This is a genomic window from Rhodococcus qingshengii JCM 15477 (genome assembly GCF_023221595.1).
GTDB classification, from domain to species: domain Bacteria; phylum Actinomycetota; class Actinomycetes; order Mycobacteriales; family Mycobacteriaceae; genus Rhodococcus_F; species Rhodococcus_F qingshengii.
The window spans coordinates 4,187,617-4,203,577 of the sequence record NZ_CP096563.1; the positions used below are offsets into that span (position 1 = coordinate 4,187,617).

Genomic DNA, 15,961 nt, shown 5'->3' on the forward strand with positions numbered 1-15,961 from the left:
TGAGCCGAGAATGTTCAGACCCAACTGGGCCTGGTCCTGAATTTCAGGACCAGGTCCAGTTTTCTACTTCCGGCATGTCTTCGAGGTGCTCGACGATGTAACGCGAGTGCTTTTCGAGTTGTGTGCGGCAGAACTCCGCCAACTCGGACGCCCCGGCCGGCCGACGCTTGGAGCGTCGTAGCGCCTCGATCACCAGGTGGTAGCGGCTCATCTTGTTGAGGACGACCATGTCGAACGGTGTTGTGGTTGTTCCCTGTTCACTGAATCCGCGAACGTGGAAGCGCTCGGGACTCGGACGCCCGTGAATCAGTTCGTGCACGGCACGCGAGTATCCGTGGAATGCGAACACGACGTCGGTCTGCGCGGAGAACAGATCGAGGAAGACCCGCTCCCCGAATCCGTGGGGATGCTCGGTTGGCGTCAGCAAGGCCATCAGATCGACGACGTTGACGACGCGGGTGATCAGTTCGGGTGTGTGATCGCGCAGCAACTGTGCAGCAGCCAGGATCTCCTGCGTCGGCACATCTCCCGCGGCGGCCAGGACCACGTCCGGTTCCTGTCCGCGAGCCTCGGTTCCGGCCCATTCCCAGACCGAAGCGCCCGCCGCGCAGTGCTCGTGCGCTTGCTCGAGCGTGAGGTACTGCAGGTGCGGTTGCTTGTCCACGACTATCAGGTTGACGTGGTCGGTACTACGCAGGCAGTGATCCGAGATCGAGAGCAACGTGTTGGAATCCGGCGGCAGCCACACGCGGATCACACTGGGTGCCAAGGGAATAACGGCGTCGATCATGCCGGGGCCCTGATGACTGAATCCGTTGTGGTCGTTGCGCCAGCACGTACTGGTCAACAGCACGTTGAGCGAAGCAACAGACGCCCGCCACGGCAGGTCGACGGCATGTTGGAGCCACTTGGCGTGCTGGATGAGCATCGACACGCTCACCATCGCAAATGCTTCGTAGCTCGCGAACATCCCGTGTCGGCCCGACAGCAGATAGCCCTCGAGCCATCCCTCGCAGAGGTGCTCGCTGAGGACCTCCATGACACGACCGTCCGCGGACAGCCCGTCGTCGTAGTCGGTGATCGGCAGTTGCCAGCAGCGATCGGTTGTCTCGAATACGGCGCCGAGGCGATTGCTCGACGTCTCGTCCGGACAGAAGAGTCGGAAGATCCCGCCGCTGTCCTCGGTTTCCGTGGCGGCGTAGATGTCGCGCAGAAGCTCGCCGAGAACTCGCGTCGTCTCGTGGAAGGTCGAACCCGGGGATTGGATGGGAAGCGCATACTTTTCGAGCGGCGGCATCGGGAGATCGACGCGAAGTCGTCCACCGTTCGCGTAGGGAGTGCTCCCCATGCGCTTGTCCCCCGTCGGCGACAGCGCCGCCAGTTCCGCGACGAGTGATCCGTTGGCGTCGAACAACTCGTCCGGACGGTACGACCGCATCCACTCTTCGAGTTGCCGCAGATGTGATTCGTTGCTTCGCACGCCGGACAACGGCACCTGGTGCGCACGATGTGTGCCCTCGACCAAGATTCCGTCGACGGTGTGTGGACCGGTCCATCCTTTCGGCGTCCGCAACACGATTGCCGGCCACGAACCCGTCCACTCCTCTCCGCGGCGTGCGGCACCCTGCATCTCGCGGATCTTCTCGTGCGCCTGCGAGATCGCTTGATACAGCTGAGGAAACACCGCGTCGGGGTCGTCACCGGAGACGACGATCGGCGCCCACCCCTGTCCACCAAGATAGGCCTGGATGTCTTCGTCGCTGCTGCGTCCGTAGACCGTCGGCCCGGCGATCTTGGCACCGTTCACGTGCAGGATCGGCAGCACCGCGCCGTCGCGTCGTGGATTCAGGAACGCCGGGAGCTTCCACGAGCCGGACAACGGCCCGGTCTCCGCTTCGCCGTCGCCGATCACACAGGCCACCACGAGGTTCGGATGATCGAAGGCAGCGCCGGCCGCATGGGCAAGGGCGTAGCCGAGCTCGCCGCCTTCGTGGATGCTTCCGGGTGTCTGCACACTCACATGGCTGGGCACTCCGCCGGGAGCGGAGAATCGCCGACACATCCGGTGGATGCCCTCGGCGTCGTCCGAGACTTCCGGATAGATCTCCGAGTACGTTCCCTCGAGATACGTCGACGCGACCAGCGCCGGACCGCCGTGCCCGGGACCGGTCACGTAAAGCCAGTCTGCGCCGGTGGCGACGATGTGCCGATTGAGGAGCGTGTAGATCATCGACAAGCCGGGGCTGGTCCCCCAGTGCCCGAGCAGTCGGGGCTTGATGTGCTCGGCACGCAACGGTTCCCGCAGAAGCGTGTTGTCCTTCAGATAGATCTGCGCGACGGTCAGGTAGTTGGCCGCTGCCCACCACTTCAGGTCGAGCGCGAGCTGGTCTTCGGAATAGTGGTGATCGGTCATCAACGACTCCCGTACCTCACGAGGGTGCCCGAGCAGTCCGCCCGAGCCTGTGCTCAGAGCCGAGCCTAGGCGTAAAAAGCATCCGAGTCAGTCGGTACAGATGATTCGACGACCATGGTCCCCGGCCGCATCCTCGACTACCTCACGCGAGGACGCCATGCCGAGACGGGTGCCGGTTTGGTCTTGTCCCCCCGTGATGCGCTACGCTAACGCAGCCCAATCGGCACACCGAAAGTTCGGTGCGCCCCCGTAGCTCAGGGGATAGAGCGTTCGCCTCCGGAGCGAAAGGTCGCAGGTTCGAATCCTGCCGGGGGCACCACGAAGACGCAGGTCAGCGATTGATCGTCGACCTCTTCACGGTGCCACACCAAAATATTCAGGGCAATCTACCCGACTACTGTCGATCTCATGCCTCGCATCGATCCTGCTCCCACGTACACGATGCGTCAGCTTGCTGCGTTTGTCGCGGTAGCCGAGACCGGAACGATCAGTGCCGCGGCCGAGCGCCTGCACCTCTCTCCTTCCGCCCTGTCCGCGGCGCTCACCGAACTCGAACGCGCGCTCAAAGTTCAACTGTGCGTTCGCCGTCGCTCATTCGGCATTCAACTGACCCGCACCGGTGAATCCGTTCTGGTGCGCGCCCGGGCGCTACTTCAGCAAGCCGGGGAACTCGAATCCGATGCGCTCGGAACCGGCGGAAGCGTGTCGGGGCCCATCGCGATCGGCTGTTATCCCGCTCTGGGGCCGACGGTGTTGCCGTCGATGATCGCCGGGTTCACCCGTGAGAATCCTGACGCGCAGGTGGAGTTCCGCGAGGACACTCAGAATCGGCTCCAGACACATCTCGAGAACGGCGAGTTGGACCTCGCAATCGCTTACGACCTGGACCTGTCTCCACAATTGCGCACAGTTCCGTTGGCCATCCGCGAACCCTTGATCGTCCTGGGTGCAGAACACCCACTCGCGCGGTCCGAGCGACCGATCCATCTTCCGGACCTGGCGGAACACCCGATGGTTCTCCTCGACGCGCCGCCGAGCACCAAACACGCGCTCGACGTCTGTCGCGCAGGCGGATTCGCCCCGAAGGTTGCCTACAGAACTGCGAACTTCGAGACGGCGAGGGCATTTGTCGGCCGTGGCCTCGGCTGGACGCTGCTACTCCAGCGGCCCAAGATCGACGTCACGTACGAGGGGCTCGAGGTGGTCGTCAAGACCATCGCTTCCCCCGCCGTGCCGTCGGTGCTCGTAGTTCTCGCTTGGCACCAGAACACTCGCCTCAGCCGCGTCGCACGCGCTTTCATAGAATTCGTTTCACCCTCAGAACCTGTCCAATAGTCCCGCTACCAGGCAGCGGAGCTGGTTCCACGCATTTTCCGTGCAAGAACCTCCAATTCTTTCGCTTTTCAATTGTTGTGGCGCACGTCATTGTTTCTTCAAGCCACATTCATCTCGAAAGGCACTTCATGACCTCCATCGCCTCACCGACCGCAACGCGCGCCGCCGCGACGGTCAAGGCGCGTAAGGCCGCCCTCGGCAGCTTTGTCGGCACCGCCATCGAGTGGTACGACTTCTTCATCTACGGCACCGCCGCCGCACTCGTGCTCGGCAAGCAGTTCTTCCCCGGCACGTCCGATCTGGCCGGCACCCTCGCCGCCTTCGCCACCCTCGCCGTCGGATTCGTCGCGCGTCCCATCGGCGGAATCGTGATGGGCCACTTCGGCGACCGCATCGGACGCAAATCCATGTTGGTCACCTCGTTGATGCTGATGGGCTGCGCCACCGTTGCCATCGGGCTGCTACCCAACTACGCCGCTATCGGCGTCTTTGCCCCCATACTCCTGGTGACCTTGCGATTCGTTCAGGGACTCGGTGTCGGCGGCGAGTGGGGCGGCGCAGTTCTGGTCGCCACCGAAAACGCACCGGAGGGCAGGAAGGGGCTGTACGGCAGCGCACCACAAATCGGTGTTCCCGCAGGCGTACTGGTGGCCAATCTCGTCTATCTCCCCCTCGCCGCCTTCATGGACGACGATGCATTCAACTCCTGGGGATGGCGAATCCCGTTCCTGCTCAGCGCAGTTCTGGTGGGCGTTGCGATGTGGATCCGACTCGGCCTCGAGGAAAGTGACGAGTTCACCGCGTCGAAGTCCGAAGCACCGGCGGAGTCCATGCCGATTCTCGAGGTTCTCACCAGACACTGGAAGACAGTGCTCCTCGCCGGTGGAACCTTCATCGCCACCAACGGAATTGCCTACGCGTACATGGTCTACGTCCTCAAGTACGGCGAGACCGAACTCGGCTTCAGCAAGACCACGATGCTCTTCCTTCTCATCGCATCCTGCCCGTTCTGGATGGCGGGAATGGCTTTCAGCGCTCACAAGTCGGACACTCTCGGACGCCGGACCGTCTACATCCGCAGTTCGATCACCCTGGTAGTGGCGGCAGCGGTGTTCTTTCCGCTGATCGACACAGCGATCGTTCCGGTGATGCTCGTATCGATGATCGCCCTCGGCTTCACGCTCGGCTGCTGCGCCGGCCCACAAGCGGCACTGTTCGCCGAATTGTTTCCCGCACACATCCGCTACAGCGGAGCGCCACTCGGCTACCAGATCGGCGCAATCCTCGGCGGCGGTCTGGCCCCGATGATCGCCACCGCGCTCTACGCCGCCTTCGACACCTCGTTCGCCATCACCGTGTACTTCGTGATCATTGCCGTGATCAGCCTGGTTTCCATCCTGCTGCTCCCGGAACCTCAATTGATCCCGAAAAACACTGCCGCACAGAAAGCCTCGTGACCATGTCGACCTACTTTCATCCGAAGAAGTACGCACCCGAGGACTTCGCTTCCCTGGCGCCTTCGGCCGACGCACTTCCCGTCGTGATCGTCGGAGCCGGCCCCGTCGGCATGGGCGTAGCCATGGGCTTGGCGCAGCGCGGCATTGCCGTCACGATTCTCGAAGCAGCCGATCAGGTCTCGTTCGGCAGTCGCGCGATCTGCGTGTCACGCCACAGCCTCGAAGTTGCCGAACGCCTCGGCTTCGGTGCCGAGCTCGAAGACATCGTTCTGCCGTGGGTGGGTGGTCGGAGTTACTACCGCGATCAGGAAGTACTGCAGTTCCGCATGGCATCCGCCGAGCACGACGCGCGTGGACCCATGGTCAACGTCTCGCAATCCGAGTTCGAGCAGATCATGACCGACAAGCTGCTCGCTTACCCACTGGTGAACTTCCACTGGTCGTCGTCGATCGCCGGCATCTCCGTCGGTGACGACGAGGTGACTCTGACCGTCGACACCGCGTTCGGAACCCGCGAACTGCGCGCGGCGTGGGTCGTTGCCGCCGATGGTGGACGCAGCAAGATGCGCGAACTCAGCGGAATCCGCTTGCAGGGCAACAGCTACGAGGGCAACTACGTCATTGCCGACATTCATTGGGAATCGGAACTCCCGGCCGAGCGTCTGGTGTGGTTCGACGCACCCAGCAACCCGGGGTCCACGATCATCATGCATCGCCAACCACGGGACATCTGGCGCATCGACTACCAGCTCGACGCCTCGGACGATCCGGAAGCGGAGACGCAAGAAGATCGCATCCGTGACCGCATCACGCGTCACCTCGAATGGCTCCAGAGCGACATCCCCTGGACCCTGGAATGGTTCGGCTTCTACCGCGCCCACGCACTCGCTCTGGAAGATTTCACTCACGGCCGTGTGCTTTTTGCCGGCGACGCCGCGCATCTCGTTCCGATCTTCGGTGTTCGCGGCCTGAACTCGGGCATGGAAGACGCCGAGACCTTGGTGTGGCAACTAGCCGCCGTCATCAACGGAGCTGCCGATTCCACCATCCTCGACGCGTATTCGAAGGAACGTCGCAGCGCGTGGCAGCAGAACGTCGACAACGCAGGCAAGTCGACGCTCATCATGTCGCCGGGAAGTCACGGCTACCGGACCACCCGCGATGCCGTACTCGAAATCGCCACCAAGCGAAGCGAATTCGCGCACCTCATCAACCCGCGCCAGTCGAGTGCGACGCACGCCCGGCTCTCGCCGCTGACATGGCCCACAGCTGCGGGCGCCGAGGGCGTACTACCCGGCGATCCGTTGGAAGACAGGGTCGTCCAGGTCTCGGCGGACGGTTCATCTACCTCCTTGAACAGTCTGCGCGGTACTGGATTCGGCCTGCTGGCTTTCGGACTGTCAGCTGAGCTGGTATCCGAACTCGACACGCAAGCCGAAATCCTTGCTCAGGCCCTTGCACCGGAAACCGTACGCGTGATCACCGTGGGAACTACCGACTCCACGGTTCCCGATGCCGAAGGCAATCTCGCATCTGCCCTCGGCGCACGTGTCGGCGAGATCTTCGTGATTCGGCCCGACGGACTGGCACTGTGCCGCATCAGCGATCCCACGCAATTGAACGACGTGGCCAAGCACCTCACCGCCGGCACTGCGCCGACGCACTTCGACTTGCAACAGTCCGTCACGACGACTGTGATCGACGACGAGGGCCGCCGCGAACACGTCTGGTTGACACTGTCGAATGCACTGGATCAGGCTGATCCGTCCGACCGCGAAGCCATGTTGGTGCGCCTTGCCTTGATTCTCGGTTCGCAAGCTACGTCGACGACCTTCGACCTAGCACTGAAAGACGCTGCTCTGAAAGACGCTGCCCTGAAATCTGCCACGCGATAGTTCAGACACAGCAACTCGGCCGCGCAGGATTGTCCCCTACGCGGCCGAGCGCATTCGCGGATGAAGCGAGTATTCAGTTGACCTCGGCCAATTCCTTTTCTTCCTCAGCGCGCATTTCACGCACGGATCTTCCCCGCTGCGACCTTCCACGTACCAGCGGCGAGACGGTGATCGCCAAGCCCACCAGCGCGACCCCGGTGACCAGGATCAGTCCGGGATGGAACTGCTCGAATCCGGCGGTACCGGCGCCGAACGCGGTGTGCGATCCAGCGGTTACGAGGGCAGTGGTCAGAGCGAGCACGAGCGCCGCACCGACCTGAGCGGAGGTGTTCACCAGCCCGGACGCCAAACCTTGCTCCGAGTCGTCGACACCCGAGGTGGCCTGGGCCATGATCGAGGTGTACCCCAGCGCGAATCCGAGTCCGAGCAGGATGACGCTCGGCAGAATCGCCACGACGTACGACGGTGAATCGCTGCCCGCGAAGAGGAACCAGAGGTACCCGACGCTGAGCGAGGTCAGTGCCGCGATGATGAGCTTGGCACTGCCGTACAGGTCGACCAGCCGTCCGACGAACGGCGATCCGAATGCGACGATGATGCCAGCGGGCAGCAGTGCCATCGCCATCTTCAGGGGCGACCAGCCGAGGGCCGACTGCAGGAAGATCGTCATCATGAACTGGAAGCTCAGGTAGGAACCGAAGAGCGCGATGATGGCCAGATTTGCACGAACGATGGTGCCGACGCGCAGAAGCCCAAGTCGCACAAGCGGATGCGCCACCTTCTTCTCCACGAAGAAGAACGTCGCCAGAAGCACGGCTGCGACGGCGAACGAACCCAGCGTCATCGGGTGTGCCCATCCACGGGTCGGAGCCGAAACCATCGTGTACACCGTGAGAAGCATTCCCGTCACCAGGGTGACGGCGCCGACGAGATCGTGTCCCCCGGTATCTGCGGGACGGTCCCGCGGAATGAGGAAGTACCCACCGATCAGCGCGATGACGGCAAACGGAACCGGCATCAGGAACGTGAATCGCCAACCGGCACTCGTCAGCAGCCCACCGAGGATCAGACCGGACGAGTAACCACTGGCGCCGAACACGGAGAACACCGACAGCGCACGGTTACGGGCCGGACCTTCCTTGAACGTCGTGGTGAGAATGGACATTGCGGTCGGAGCGGTGAAGGCCGCAGCCAATCCCTTCACGAATCGTGATGCGATCAGCAGTGTTCCGTTGTCGACAAGGCCACCGACCAGCGAGGCGATTGCGAAGACGGTCAGCGCGATCAGGAAGACCTTCCTGCGCCCAAGAAGATCGGCGGTACGTCCACCGAGTAGCAACAGGCCGCCGAATCCGAGGACGTAGCCGTTGATGATCCACTGCAGCGAGGTAGTGGACAGGCCCAGTTCATTGCCGATGGACGGAAGAGCGACGCCCACCATCGACACATCGAGACCGTCGAGGAACAACACGAGGCAGAGCACCGCGAGGATGCCCCACAGCTTGAGGGACCAGCCCTCCCCTGTGGCCGGATCCGAGGATTCCGTAGAAACCGGGGCGTCCGGCGAATCGAATGGTTTGAGTGTCGAGTCTGTGCAAGTCACGTCAGCGAGAATAGATGCACATGCACATAATGCACAAGCATTTAATGCAATTGCACGTAATCGAGTCTTCAACTAGAATGCGGTCGTGACGTCGGAATCCGAATTGCGCAACACCTGGCGCTCGCTGTCGACCAGCTACAACGACATCGCGTGCGAACTCGATCGCCAGATGCAGTCGGCGCATGGGCTGAGCATGAGCGACTTCGAGGCTCTCGACCGACTCATGGACGCCACGTGCGAACGTCCACGCATGCAGGAGCTTGCCTCGGAGATGTACCTGAGTCCCAGCGCGCTCTCCCGTAGCGTGGCCCGTCTCGAGAAGGCCGGACTGGTTCAGCGAGCACTGTGCGAGGCCGACCGGCGCGGAGTCTTCGTCGACGTCACCGACAAAGGACGTCAGGTACACGCGGACGCCAGCAAAATTCAACTGGCCGTACTGGATTCACGCCTGCGCGAGCAGTAGCCACACGTCAGCGGAGCACAACACAGCGCCCGGCCACCGGGTGAGGGCCGTTCCGGACTAGACTGAGCACATACCGACGCGCCTTTCTGTTGCCGTCGGCGATCGACAGCAGCGCAGCCAGCACGCTTTCACGCGGTCCTGGCCGAGGCAATCTGCCAGCGTTCCTGCGGCTTCTGCTAGTCCCTCAGGCTCCTGCCTGACATCTCTACCTGCTCCTATCGAGAGATACACAATTGAACAACGCACGCACCCTTGGAGTCATCGGACAGTCGAGCAAACCGGCAGAACGCCGGTTGCCGATCCATCCTGCGCATTTCGATCGCATCGATGCCGAACTACGTTCTCGGATCTACCTCGAAGAAGGCTACGGTCACCCCTTCGGCTACTCCGACGACTACCTCTCGCGCCTCGTTGCCGGAATCCGCACGCGCAAGCAGATTTTGGCGGAAACCGATGTGGTTCTGCTACCGAAGCCGTTGGTGCGTGACCTCGCCGAGCTACGATCAGGTCAGGTTCTCTGGGGCTGGCCGCACTGTGTCCAGGACACCGAACTGACACAGATCGCGATCGACAAGAAACTGACTCTCATCGCCTTCGAGGCCATGAACTTCTGGCACAGCGACGGATCGTTCAATCTGCATGTGTTCCACAAGAACAACGAGCTCGCCGGTTATTGCTCGGTACTGCACGCCCTGCAGTTGATCGGTTCCACCGGTGACTACGGCCGGCGTCTCACCGCTGCCGTGATCGGTTTCGGAGCCACTGCACGCGGCGCGGTCACAGCACTCAAGGCGCACGGTATCCACGAAGTGGACGTCCTCACCCAGCGTGGAGTCACCGCCGTCAGCTCCCCCATCCACTCGGCGCGCATGGTCTCGTTCGACAACAACAACGGTGACGTCCGTGGCAGCCACGTCATGCTCGACAACCACAGCGTGCCGGTGCCCGGTTTCTTGGCCGAGCACGACATCGTCGTCAACTGCGTACTGCAGAACACGGACGCCCCACTGACGTTCCTGACCGAGGAAGATCTCATGGACTTCCAACCCGGCAGCCTCATCGTGGACGTATCGTGCGACGAAGGCATGGGCTTCAGTTGGGCTCGCCCCACCTCGTTTGCCGAGCCGACCTTCATCGTCGGTGACAACATCACCTACTACGGTGTCGACCACAGTCCGTCATACCTGTGGAACTCCGCGTCGTGGGAGATCAGCGAATCACTTCTTCCCTACCTGCCCACTGTGATGGCAGGAGAGACGGCCTGGAAGGCAGACGAGACCGTCGACCGCGCCATCGAAATCCGTGACGGCGTCATCGTGAATCCCGCCATTACGCGTTTCCAGCACCGTTCGGCGGACTACCCGCACGCTGTCATCGCGGAGTAGGCGCCCCGATCAGGCCTGGCCGGCTGCCGCGTTGATCGGTGCCATGTCGAAATAGTCGCGCCAGGCTTTGATCTTTCCGTCCTCGACTTCGAACACCCCCATGACCGGGAGCGCTACCTCGGCGCCGTTGATGGTGAAGACGTCGATGCGCTCGTTCATGACGGTGTTGCCGTCCGCGACCTGACGCTTGATCTGAAAGTCGATGTTGCCGAAGGCACCGACAAACTGCTCGATGAACGCCCGGACGGCCTCGCGACCGACCACGGGCTCCATCGGAATGTTGTGATAAACGACGTCATCGGTGAAGTAGTCGACGATCTTTGCAACATCGGCGGCCGCCCACAGCGCGCAGAAATCGGTGATCAGTTTGTCCGATGTCATTGTGTGCCAGCCTCTTTCGAATCGTCTTCGTGGGGTTCGATGATTGCCAGGATGCTTTCGATCTCGCCTGCCGGTATCCCGAAGTACTCGGTCACGAAAACCGTGACGGCCGGTGCCTGGCCAGGTGTTCCGAGGTCGAGCAGATACCGGGCTACGACGCTGTCGCCCCACTCACGCAGCGCGAGTTCACGTATCGCCACGATTCCGCGATATTGCTGGCCTTGTTCGAGCTCGTTGCTGATGAAGGCGCCGCTGTCACCGGTTCGCTGACCGTTCTCGACCCGCCAGGCGTCGGCGGCGAAGCGGACCTTCGTTGCGTCATGAGTGAGCAATGCGTTCACGTATTCACGCGCCATGGCGACGCGTCCGCTGACCGCAGACTCCGTGGTGTGCTTGGCAATTGCGCCCAGGATCGACTCCGACAACTCCGGTCGGCAGATCACGAGATCCGGCAGGTACGGATGAGATTCGTTGTAGAGCAGCGGCGAACCGTCGATGCGGCTGCAATGCAGTCCCGCCGCCTGTGCGACGCCGACGGGCGCAGCCGAATCCCATTCCCACTGCCCACCGGCGTGCAGGTACGCGTCGACCTCGCCGCGCACCACCGCCATCGCCTTGGCGCCGGCCGATCCCATGTGCACCACGTCGGCGCCGAGTTCGGCTGCCACCGCTTCGGTGAATGCGGGTGGTCGCGATCCGCTGACTACTACGCGGAGCGGCGAGTTGGCGGCAACCGAAGCTGCCTCGTCGCCACTGGAGTACACCGCTCCGAGCGCCGGCTGAGCAACCGCGGCTGCGGTAATTCCGCTATCGCGCTCCCAAAGCGCCACGTGCACTGCCCAATCCGCATGATTCGGCAAGCCGTATTCCTTGGAGCCGTCCAGCGGATCGATGATCCAGACCCGAGCTGCATCCAGACGACTGCGATCGTCGGCAGATTCCTCAGAGAGCACGGCATCGCCCGGCCGCTCGGCAGCCAACCGGTCGAGGATGTAGGAATCGGCGGCCTTGTCGCCCCGGCGGCCCAGTTCACGACCGTCGTCGACACCCAGACCCTCGGCTCGGATCCCCAGGAGGATCGCACCGGCGGCCTGCGCCAATTCCGCCGCGAGTGCCTCGTCGGCGATTCTGCTGTGTGTGGATTCGCTCACCGGTCCAACACTTCCATAATTCGCAGCGCAAGTTCGGTAGGCGTTCCGTCTTCGGGTCTGATCACCAGCTCGGGACTTGTCGGAGCTTCGTAGGGATCGTCGACTCCGGTGAATCCCGTGATTTCCCCGGCCCTGGCCTTGGCGTACATGCCCTTGGGGTCTCGGGCTTCACATTGCTCGATCGGGGTGTCGACGTAGACCTCGACGAACTTCAGCCCGGCGGCCTCGTGCGCCGCCCGCACTCGATCACGATCTTCGCGGTACGGGCTTATCAGGCAGGCCACTGCCACTGCACCTGAATCAGCGAACAACTGCGCCACCGAGCCGACTCGGCGGACGTTCTCGGCGCGGTCATCGCCACTGAATCCCAGATCCGCGTTCAATCCGTGCCGGAGGTTGTCGCCGTCGAGGCGGTACGCCGGGATACCCGCGGCCACCAAGCGGCGTTCGAGTTCCACCGCGATCGTCGACTTACCCGAGGCCGAGAGACCGGTGAGCCACACGGTGGCGCCGGCAGTCGCACGTTCCTCGCGAGAAACCTCCGAACTGTGCCAGACGACGCGCGATTCCTTGAGCGTCGGACCGTTGATCATTCCGGCGGCGACGGTATTGCCCGTGGTCTCGTCCACGAGAATGAAGCTGCCCGTCACGCGGTTGCGGCGGTAGGGATCGAACATCAACGGCTGCTGCGTCTTGATCGAGATGCGGCCGATCTCGTTGAGGGACAGAGATTCTGCCTTCTCGTCGCGGTGCAGAGAATTGACGTCCAGCCGGTAGTCGAGCTTGACGATCTGCGCTTTCGTGGAGCGCGTGGTGTGCAGCAACGAGTAGCGATTGTTCTCCGACAGAGTTGTCTGTTCGGTCAACCAACAGACCATCGCATCGATTTCCTGCCCGACCTGCGGCCGGTTGTTGAGCCGACACAATTGGTCCCCGCGGCTGACGTCGAGGTCGTCGGTCAGCTCGATGCATACGGCCGAGGGCGCAAACGCTTCGTCGATCACGTCACCGCCCGGCCCGTGGACTGCCTTCACCGTCGAGGTGAATCCTGAAGGCAAAGCCACGATTTCGTCGCCGGGCTTGAAGACGCCACTGGCCACCGTTCCGGCGTATCCACGGAAATCGTGGAGGTCGGCGTCGGTCTGCTTCTGCGGACGGATCACGTACTGCACCGGGAAACGCGCGTCGATCAAATTGCGATCCGACGCGATGTGCACCTGCTCGAGATGGTGCAGCAGAGAAGGCCCGTCGTACCAGGACATGTTCTCGGTCCGGGCAACGATGTTGTCCCCCAACAGCGCCGAGACCGGAATGAACGTCAGGTCGTGGACGTCCAGTTTGATCGCGAACTGTCGGAATTCTTCCTTGATCTCCTCGAACCGTTCCTGAGACCAGCCCACGAGGTCCATTTTGTTCACACACAGCACGAGGTGGGGTATCCCCAGGAGAGTGGACAAGAAGGCGTGCCGCCGCGTCTGTTCGAGCACCCCTTTGCGAGCATCCACCAGGATCAGGGCAAGGTCGGCCGTCGACGCGCCGGTCACCATGTTGCGGGTGTACTGCTCGTGCCCGGGAGTGTCCGCAATGATGAACTTCCGATGAGGGGTCGCGAAATACCGGTGGGCCACGTCGATCGTGATGCCCTGTTCACGCTCGGCGCGCAATCCGTCGGTCAGTAGCGCGAGGTTGGCGTACTCGTCGCCGCGTTCTCGACTGCTCCGTTCCACGGCCTCGAGTTGGTCCTCGAAGATCGACTTGGAGTCGTAGAGCAACCGGCCGATGAGTGTCGATTTTCCGTCGTCGACACTGCCCGCTGTAGCGACTCTCAGCAGTTGCGGCATCAGAAGTACCCCTCTTTCTTACGATCTTCCATGCCAGCTTCGGAAATCCGGTCATCAGCCCTGGTTGCGCCACGCTCCGTGATACGGCTCGCCGCAACTTCTTCCACGACAGCGCCCGGTGTTTCGGCCGACGATTCGACACATCCGGTACACGTTGCGTCGCCGACCGTACGGAAGCGCACCAACGCCTCGTAGGACTCTTCGCCGGCGCGAAGCTCGAGGAAACGGGTGCGTGCCAACAACATTCCGTCGCGTGGAACCACCTCGCGACGATGGGCGTAGTAGATGCCGGGGAGGTCGATCTGCTCGCTCTCGATGTACTGCCAGATGTCGAGCTCTGTCCAGTTCGAGAGCGGGAAGATCCGAATATGTTCGCCCTTACGGTGTTTGCCGTTGTACAGGTTCCACAGTTCAGGTCGCTGCACCTTCGGATCCCATTGCCCGAACTCGTCCCGGAAGCTGAACACCCTCTCTTTGGCGCGCGCCTTCTCCTCGTCTCGGCGAGCACCACCGAACACGGCGTCGAACTTGTTGTCGCGAATTCCGCGCAGCAACGCGTGCGTCTGCAGGCGATTGCGACTGGAACCGACTCCGGTGTCCTCGATGACGCGACCGGCGTCGATGTCGTCCTGCACGCTGGAGACGACAAGACGCAGGTTGAAGCGATCGACCGTCTGGTCGCGGAATTCGATCACCTCGTCGAAATTGTGACCGGTGTCGACGTGCATCACAGCGAACGGCAGTGGGGCAGGCCAGAATGCCTTGGCCGCTACGTGCAGCATCACGACGGAATCCTTACCTCCGGAGAACAGGAGGACCGGCTTTTCGAAAGTCGCTGCGACTTCGCGGAATATATGGACCGCCTCCGCTTCGAGTGCTCGCAGATGCGACAACTCGTAGGCGGGCGGGGTCTGGAGTGTTGCCATGTCTTTCGCTCCTGAGCATCACGTACTCCGTGCGGAACACCATTTCCGCATCGGTACATTTATGTACCGGACTGGTTCTAAATTGAACGCAATCACAGAATAGAACTCGTTCTACCCAAAGGTCAATGACCGGCAATCAGACGTCACAGACCGCGAACCGGACTCCTGCCACCAACTTCCGCCGTCACCGCATCCGCCGCCGCAACCAGCACCGCGGCGCGGCGCTCGATCTCGGCGCCCGTGATCGCCCCACCCACATACAGAGTGAGCACAAGGGCCTGATGCCCCTCGGCGTCATAGGTCGGGGCGGCAATGAGACTCACCGGATGCTCGTCGTCAGAGCTGATGTCGCGTCCGAGATACACCCTCTCGCCCAGGCTCGACACCATCTCACCGAGCAGTTCACGCACCTCCGGCGGAAGATCGTGCGTCGCAACGCCCGCCATCAGCGTGTGCAGTCGCTGCCCGACGGGATCCAGACTCTCGACCAGATACCCCGCAGCGCGACACTCGCGGACCACGTTCCACAGACGCTCGCGATCCAAGCGCACCGGCAGGCTCGGCTCTTTGCTCAGCCAACTGTCCATGTCGTGATCCGAACCCCAGAGGACGTACATCAGTCCGACCGGTGGAGCGAACGGGTACACCTGACCGACCTTGGCGGCGCGACGCGCGCCGATCGGTCCGGTCACTTCGAGAACGCTGATCTGATCACCGATCACACCGGACGCCGTGCACGTCGTCCCGAACTCCGTGCTCACTTTCTCCAGATGGGTGCGGGCAATGGGTCCGACGGCAAATCCCCGCTGAGCTGCACGTCCGGCTGCGATCAAGGCCGGACCGAGCCCATAGGTCTTCGACACCTCGTCCCGAGTCAGGTATCCACGATCAGCCAGCGCCGTGAGGATTCCCAAGCAGGTGGGCTTGCTGATCTCGAGCGCGCGGGCCAGTTCCGACAGCCCGAACCGCTGATCAGGGCGACCGACGAGGTAGTCGAGCACCTGAACCACCCGTTCGGTGGGAGGCGATTGTCTCCCCCTCGGGCGTCCCTCTTCAGGCGTCTTCTCCGGTCCACCCATTGACCACTCCCTAGAACGCGTTCTATTGTCGA

The 15,961-nt window shown here is 62.4% G+C and carries 12 protein-coding genes and 1 tRNA gene; 6 read left to right on the forward strand and 7 right to left on the reverse strand.

Translation table 11 applies throughout. The annotated features are described in order from the left end of the window. Positions 1-43: 43 nt before the first annotated feature. Complete coding sequence (locus tag M0639_RS19015; protein WP_003941371.1) at positions 44-2,413, reverse strand: phosphoketolase family protein; 2,370 nt, start codon at positions 2,411-2,413, stop codon at positions 44-46. A 243-nt stretch (positions 2,414-2,656) separates the two neighbouring features. Between M0639_RS19015 and M0639_RS19020 the strand changes: the two genes are divergently transcribed. The 4 genes from M0639_RS19020 (at position 2,657) to M0639_RS19035 (ending at position 7,100) form a co-directional block, all read left to right on the forward strand. Then, positions 2,657-2,732 (forward strand) — tRNA-Arg (locus M0639_RS19020). 89 nt (positions 2,733-2,821) lie between these two features. Further along, positions 2,822-3,748: a LysR substrate-binding domain-containing protein gene (locus M0639_RS19025; RefSeq protein WP_064075252.1), complete on the forward strand. Its 927-nt coding sequence runs from the start codon at positions 2,822-2,824 to the stop codon at positions 3,746-3,748. A 128-nt stretch (positions 3,749-3,876) separates the two neighbouring features. Continuing rightward, on the forward strand, positions 3,877-5,205 hold the full coding sequence (locus M0639_RS19030) for an MFS transporter (protein ID WP_064075253.1): 1,329 nt from the start codon (positions 3,877-3,879) through the stop codon (positions 5,203-5,205). Positions 5,206-5,207: 2 nt separating this feature from the next. After that, positions 5,208-7,100, forward strand: a complete 1,893-nt coding sequence (locus M0639_RS19035) for an FAD-dependent monooxygenase (RefSeq protein WP_064075254.1) — start codon at positions 5,208-5,210, stop codon at positions 7,098-7,100. Between the two features lie 73 nt (positions 7,101-7,173). Here the strand turns inward: M0639_RS19035 and M0639_RS19040 are convergent, their stop codons facing one another. Beyond that, on the reverse strand, positions 7,174-8,703 hold the full coding sequence (locus M0639_RS19040) for an MFS transporter (protein ID WP_064075255.1): 1,530 nt from the start codon (positions 8,701-8,703) through the stop codon (positions 7,174-7,176). 85 nt (positions 8,704-8,788) lie between these two features. Here M0639_RS19040 and M0639_RS19045 point away from each other — a divergent pair, with 85 nt between their 5' ends. Together M0639_RS19045 and M0639_RS19050 are read left to right on the forward strand one after the other, a co-directional pair. Beyond that, on the forward strand, positions 8,789-9,166 hold the full coding sequence (locus M0639_RS19045; protein ID WP_003941367.1) for a MarR family winged helix-turn-helix transcriptional regulator: 378 nt from the start codon (positions 8,789-8,791) through the stop codon (positions 9,164-9,166). A 233-nt stretch (positions 9,167-9,399) separates the two neighbouring features. Continuing rightward, a complete protein-coding gene (locus M0639_RS19050; protein ID WP_003941354.1) occupies positions 9,400-10,551 on the forward strand; it encodes a N(5)-(carboxyethyl)ornithine synthase in 1,152 nt (383 codons plus the stop codon). A 9-nt stretch (positions 10,552-10,560) separates the two neighbouring features. On the opposite strand, the gene M0639_RS19055 is transcribed toward M0639_RS19050, so the two are convergent. From M0639_RS19055 to M0639_RS19075, 5 genes are all read right to left on the reverse strand, one after another. Further along, positions 10,561-10,932 carry a nuclear transport factor 2 family protein gene (locus M0639_RS19055; protein ID WP_064075256.1) on the reverse strand — a complete coding sequence of 124 codons (372 nt, stop codon included), beginning with the start codon at positions 10,930-10,932 and terminating at the stop codon, positions 10,561-10,563. Then, entirely contained in the window at positions 10,929-12,083 is a 1,155-nt protein-coding gene (locus M0639_RS19060; RefSeq protein ID WP_064075257.1) for a 3'(2'),5'-bisphosphate nucleotidase CysQ, read from the reverse strand. Before M0639_RS19060 ends, M0639_RS19055 begins: the two co-directional genes overlap by 4 nt. Next, positions 12,080-13,924, reverse strand: coding sequence for an adenylyl-sulfate kinase (cysC, locus tag M0639_RS19065; protein WP_064075258.1), 1,845 nt, complete (start codon positions 13,922-13,924; stop codon positions 12,080-12,082). Before cysC ends, M0639_RS19060 begins: the two co-directional genes overlap by 4 nt. Beyond that, on the reverse strand, positions 13,924-14,850 hold the full coding sequence (gene cysD / locus M0639_RS19070; protein ID WP_003941285.1) for a sulfate adenylyltransferase subunit CysD: 927 nt from the start codon (positions 14,848-14,850) through the stop codon (positions 13,924-13,926). Before cysD ends, cysC begins: the two co-directional genes overlap by 1 nt. 143 nt (positions 14,851-14,993) lie before the next feature. After that, positions 14,994-15,929 carry a helix-turn-helix domain-containing protein gene (locus tag M0639_RS19075; RefSeq protein ID WP_047270168.1) on the reverse strand — a complete coding sequence of 312 codons (936 nt, stop codon included), beginning with the start codon at positions 15,927-15,929 and terminating at the stop codon, positions 14,994-14,996. Positions 15,930-15,961 lie beyond the last annotated feature (32 nt).

Excerpts from the sequence above, each read along its gene's own strand:
- M0639_RS19035 (WP_064075254.1), top strand. The coding sequence starts at position 5,208 with ATGTCGACCTACTTTCATCCGAAGAAGTACGCACCCGAGGACTTCGCT.
- M0639_RS19055 (WP_064075256.1), bottom strand. The coding sequence starts at position 10,932 with ATGACATCGGACAAACTGATCACCGATTTCTGCGCGCTGTGGGCGGCC.
- M0639_RS19030 (WP_064075253.1), top strand. The coding sequence starts at position 3,877 with ATGACCTCCATCGCCTCACCGACCGCAACGCGCGCCGCCGCGACGGTC.
- cysC (WP_064075258.1), bottom strand. The coding sequence starts at position 13,924 with ATGCCGCAACTGCTGAGAGTCGCTACAGCGGGCAGTGTCGACGACGGA.
- M0639_RS19025 (WP_064075252.1), top strand. The coding sequence starts at position 2,822 with ATGCCTCGCATCGATCCTGCTCCCACGTACACGATGCGTCAGCTTGCT.
- cysD (WP_003941285.1), bottom strand. The coding sequence starts at position 14,850 with ATGGCAACACTCCAGACCCCGCCCGCCTACGAGTTGTCGCATCTGCGA.
- M0639_RS19075 (WP_047270168.1), bottom strand. The coding sequence starts at position 15,929 with ATGGGTGGACCGGAGAAGACGCCTGAAGAGGGACGCCCGAGGGGGAGA.
- M0639_RS19015 (WP_003941371.1), bottom strand. The coding sequence starts at position 2,413 with ATGACCGATCACCACTATTCCGAAGACCAGCTCGCGCTCGACCTGAAG.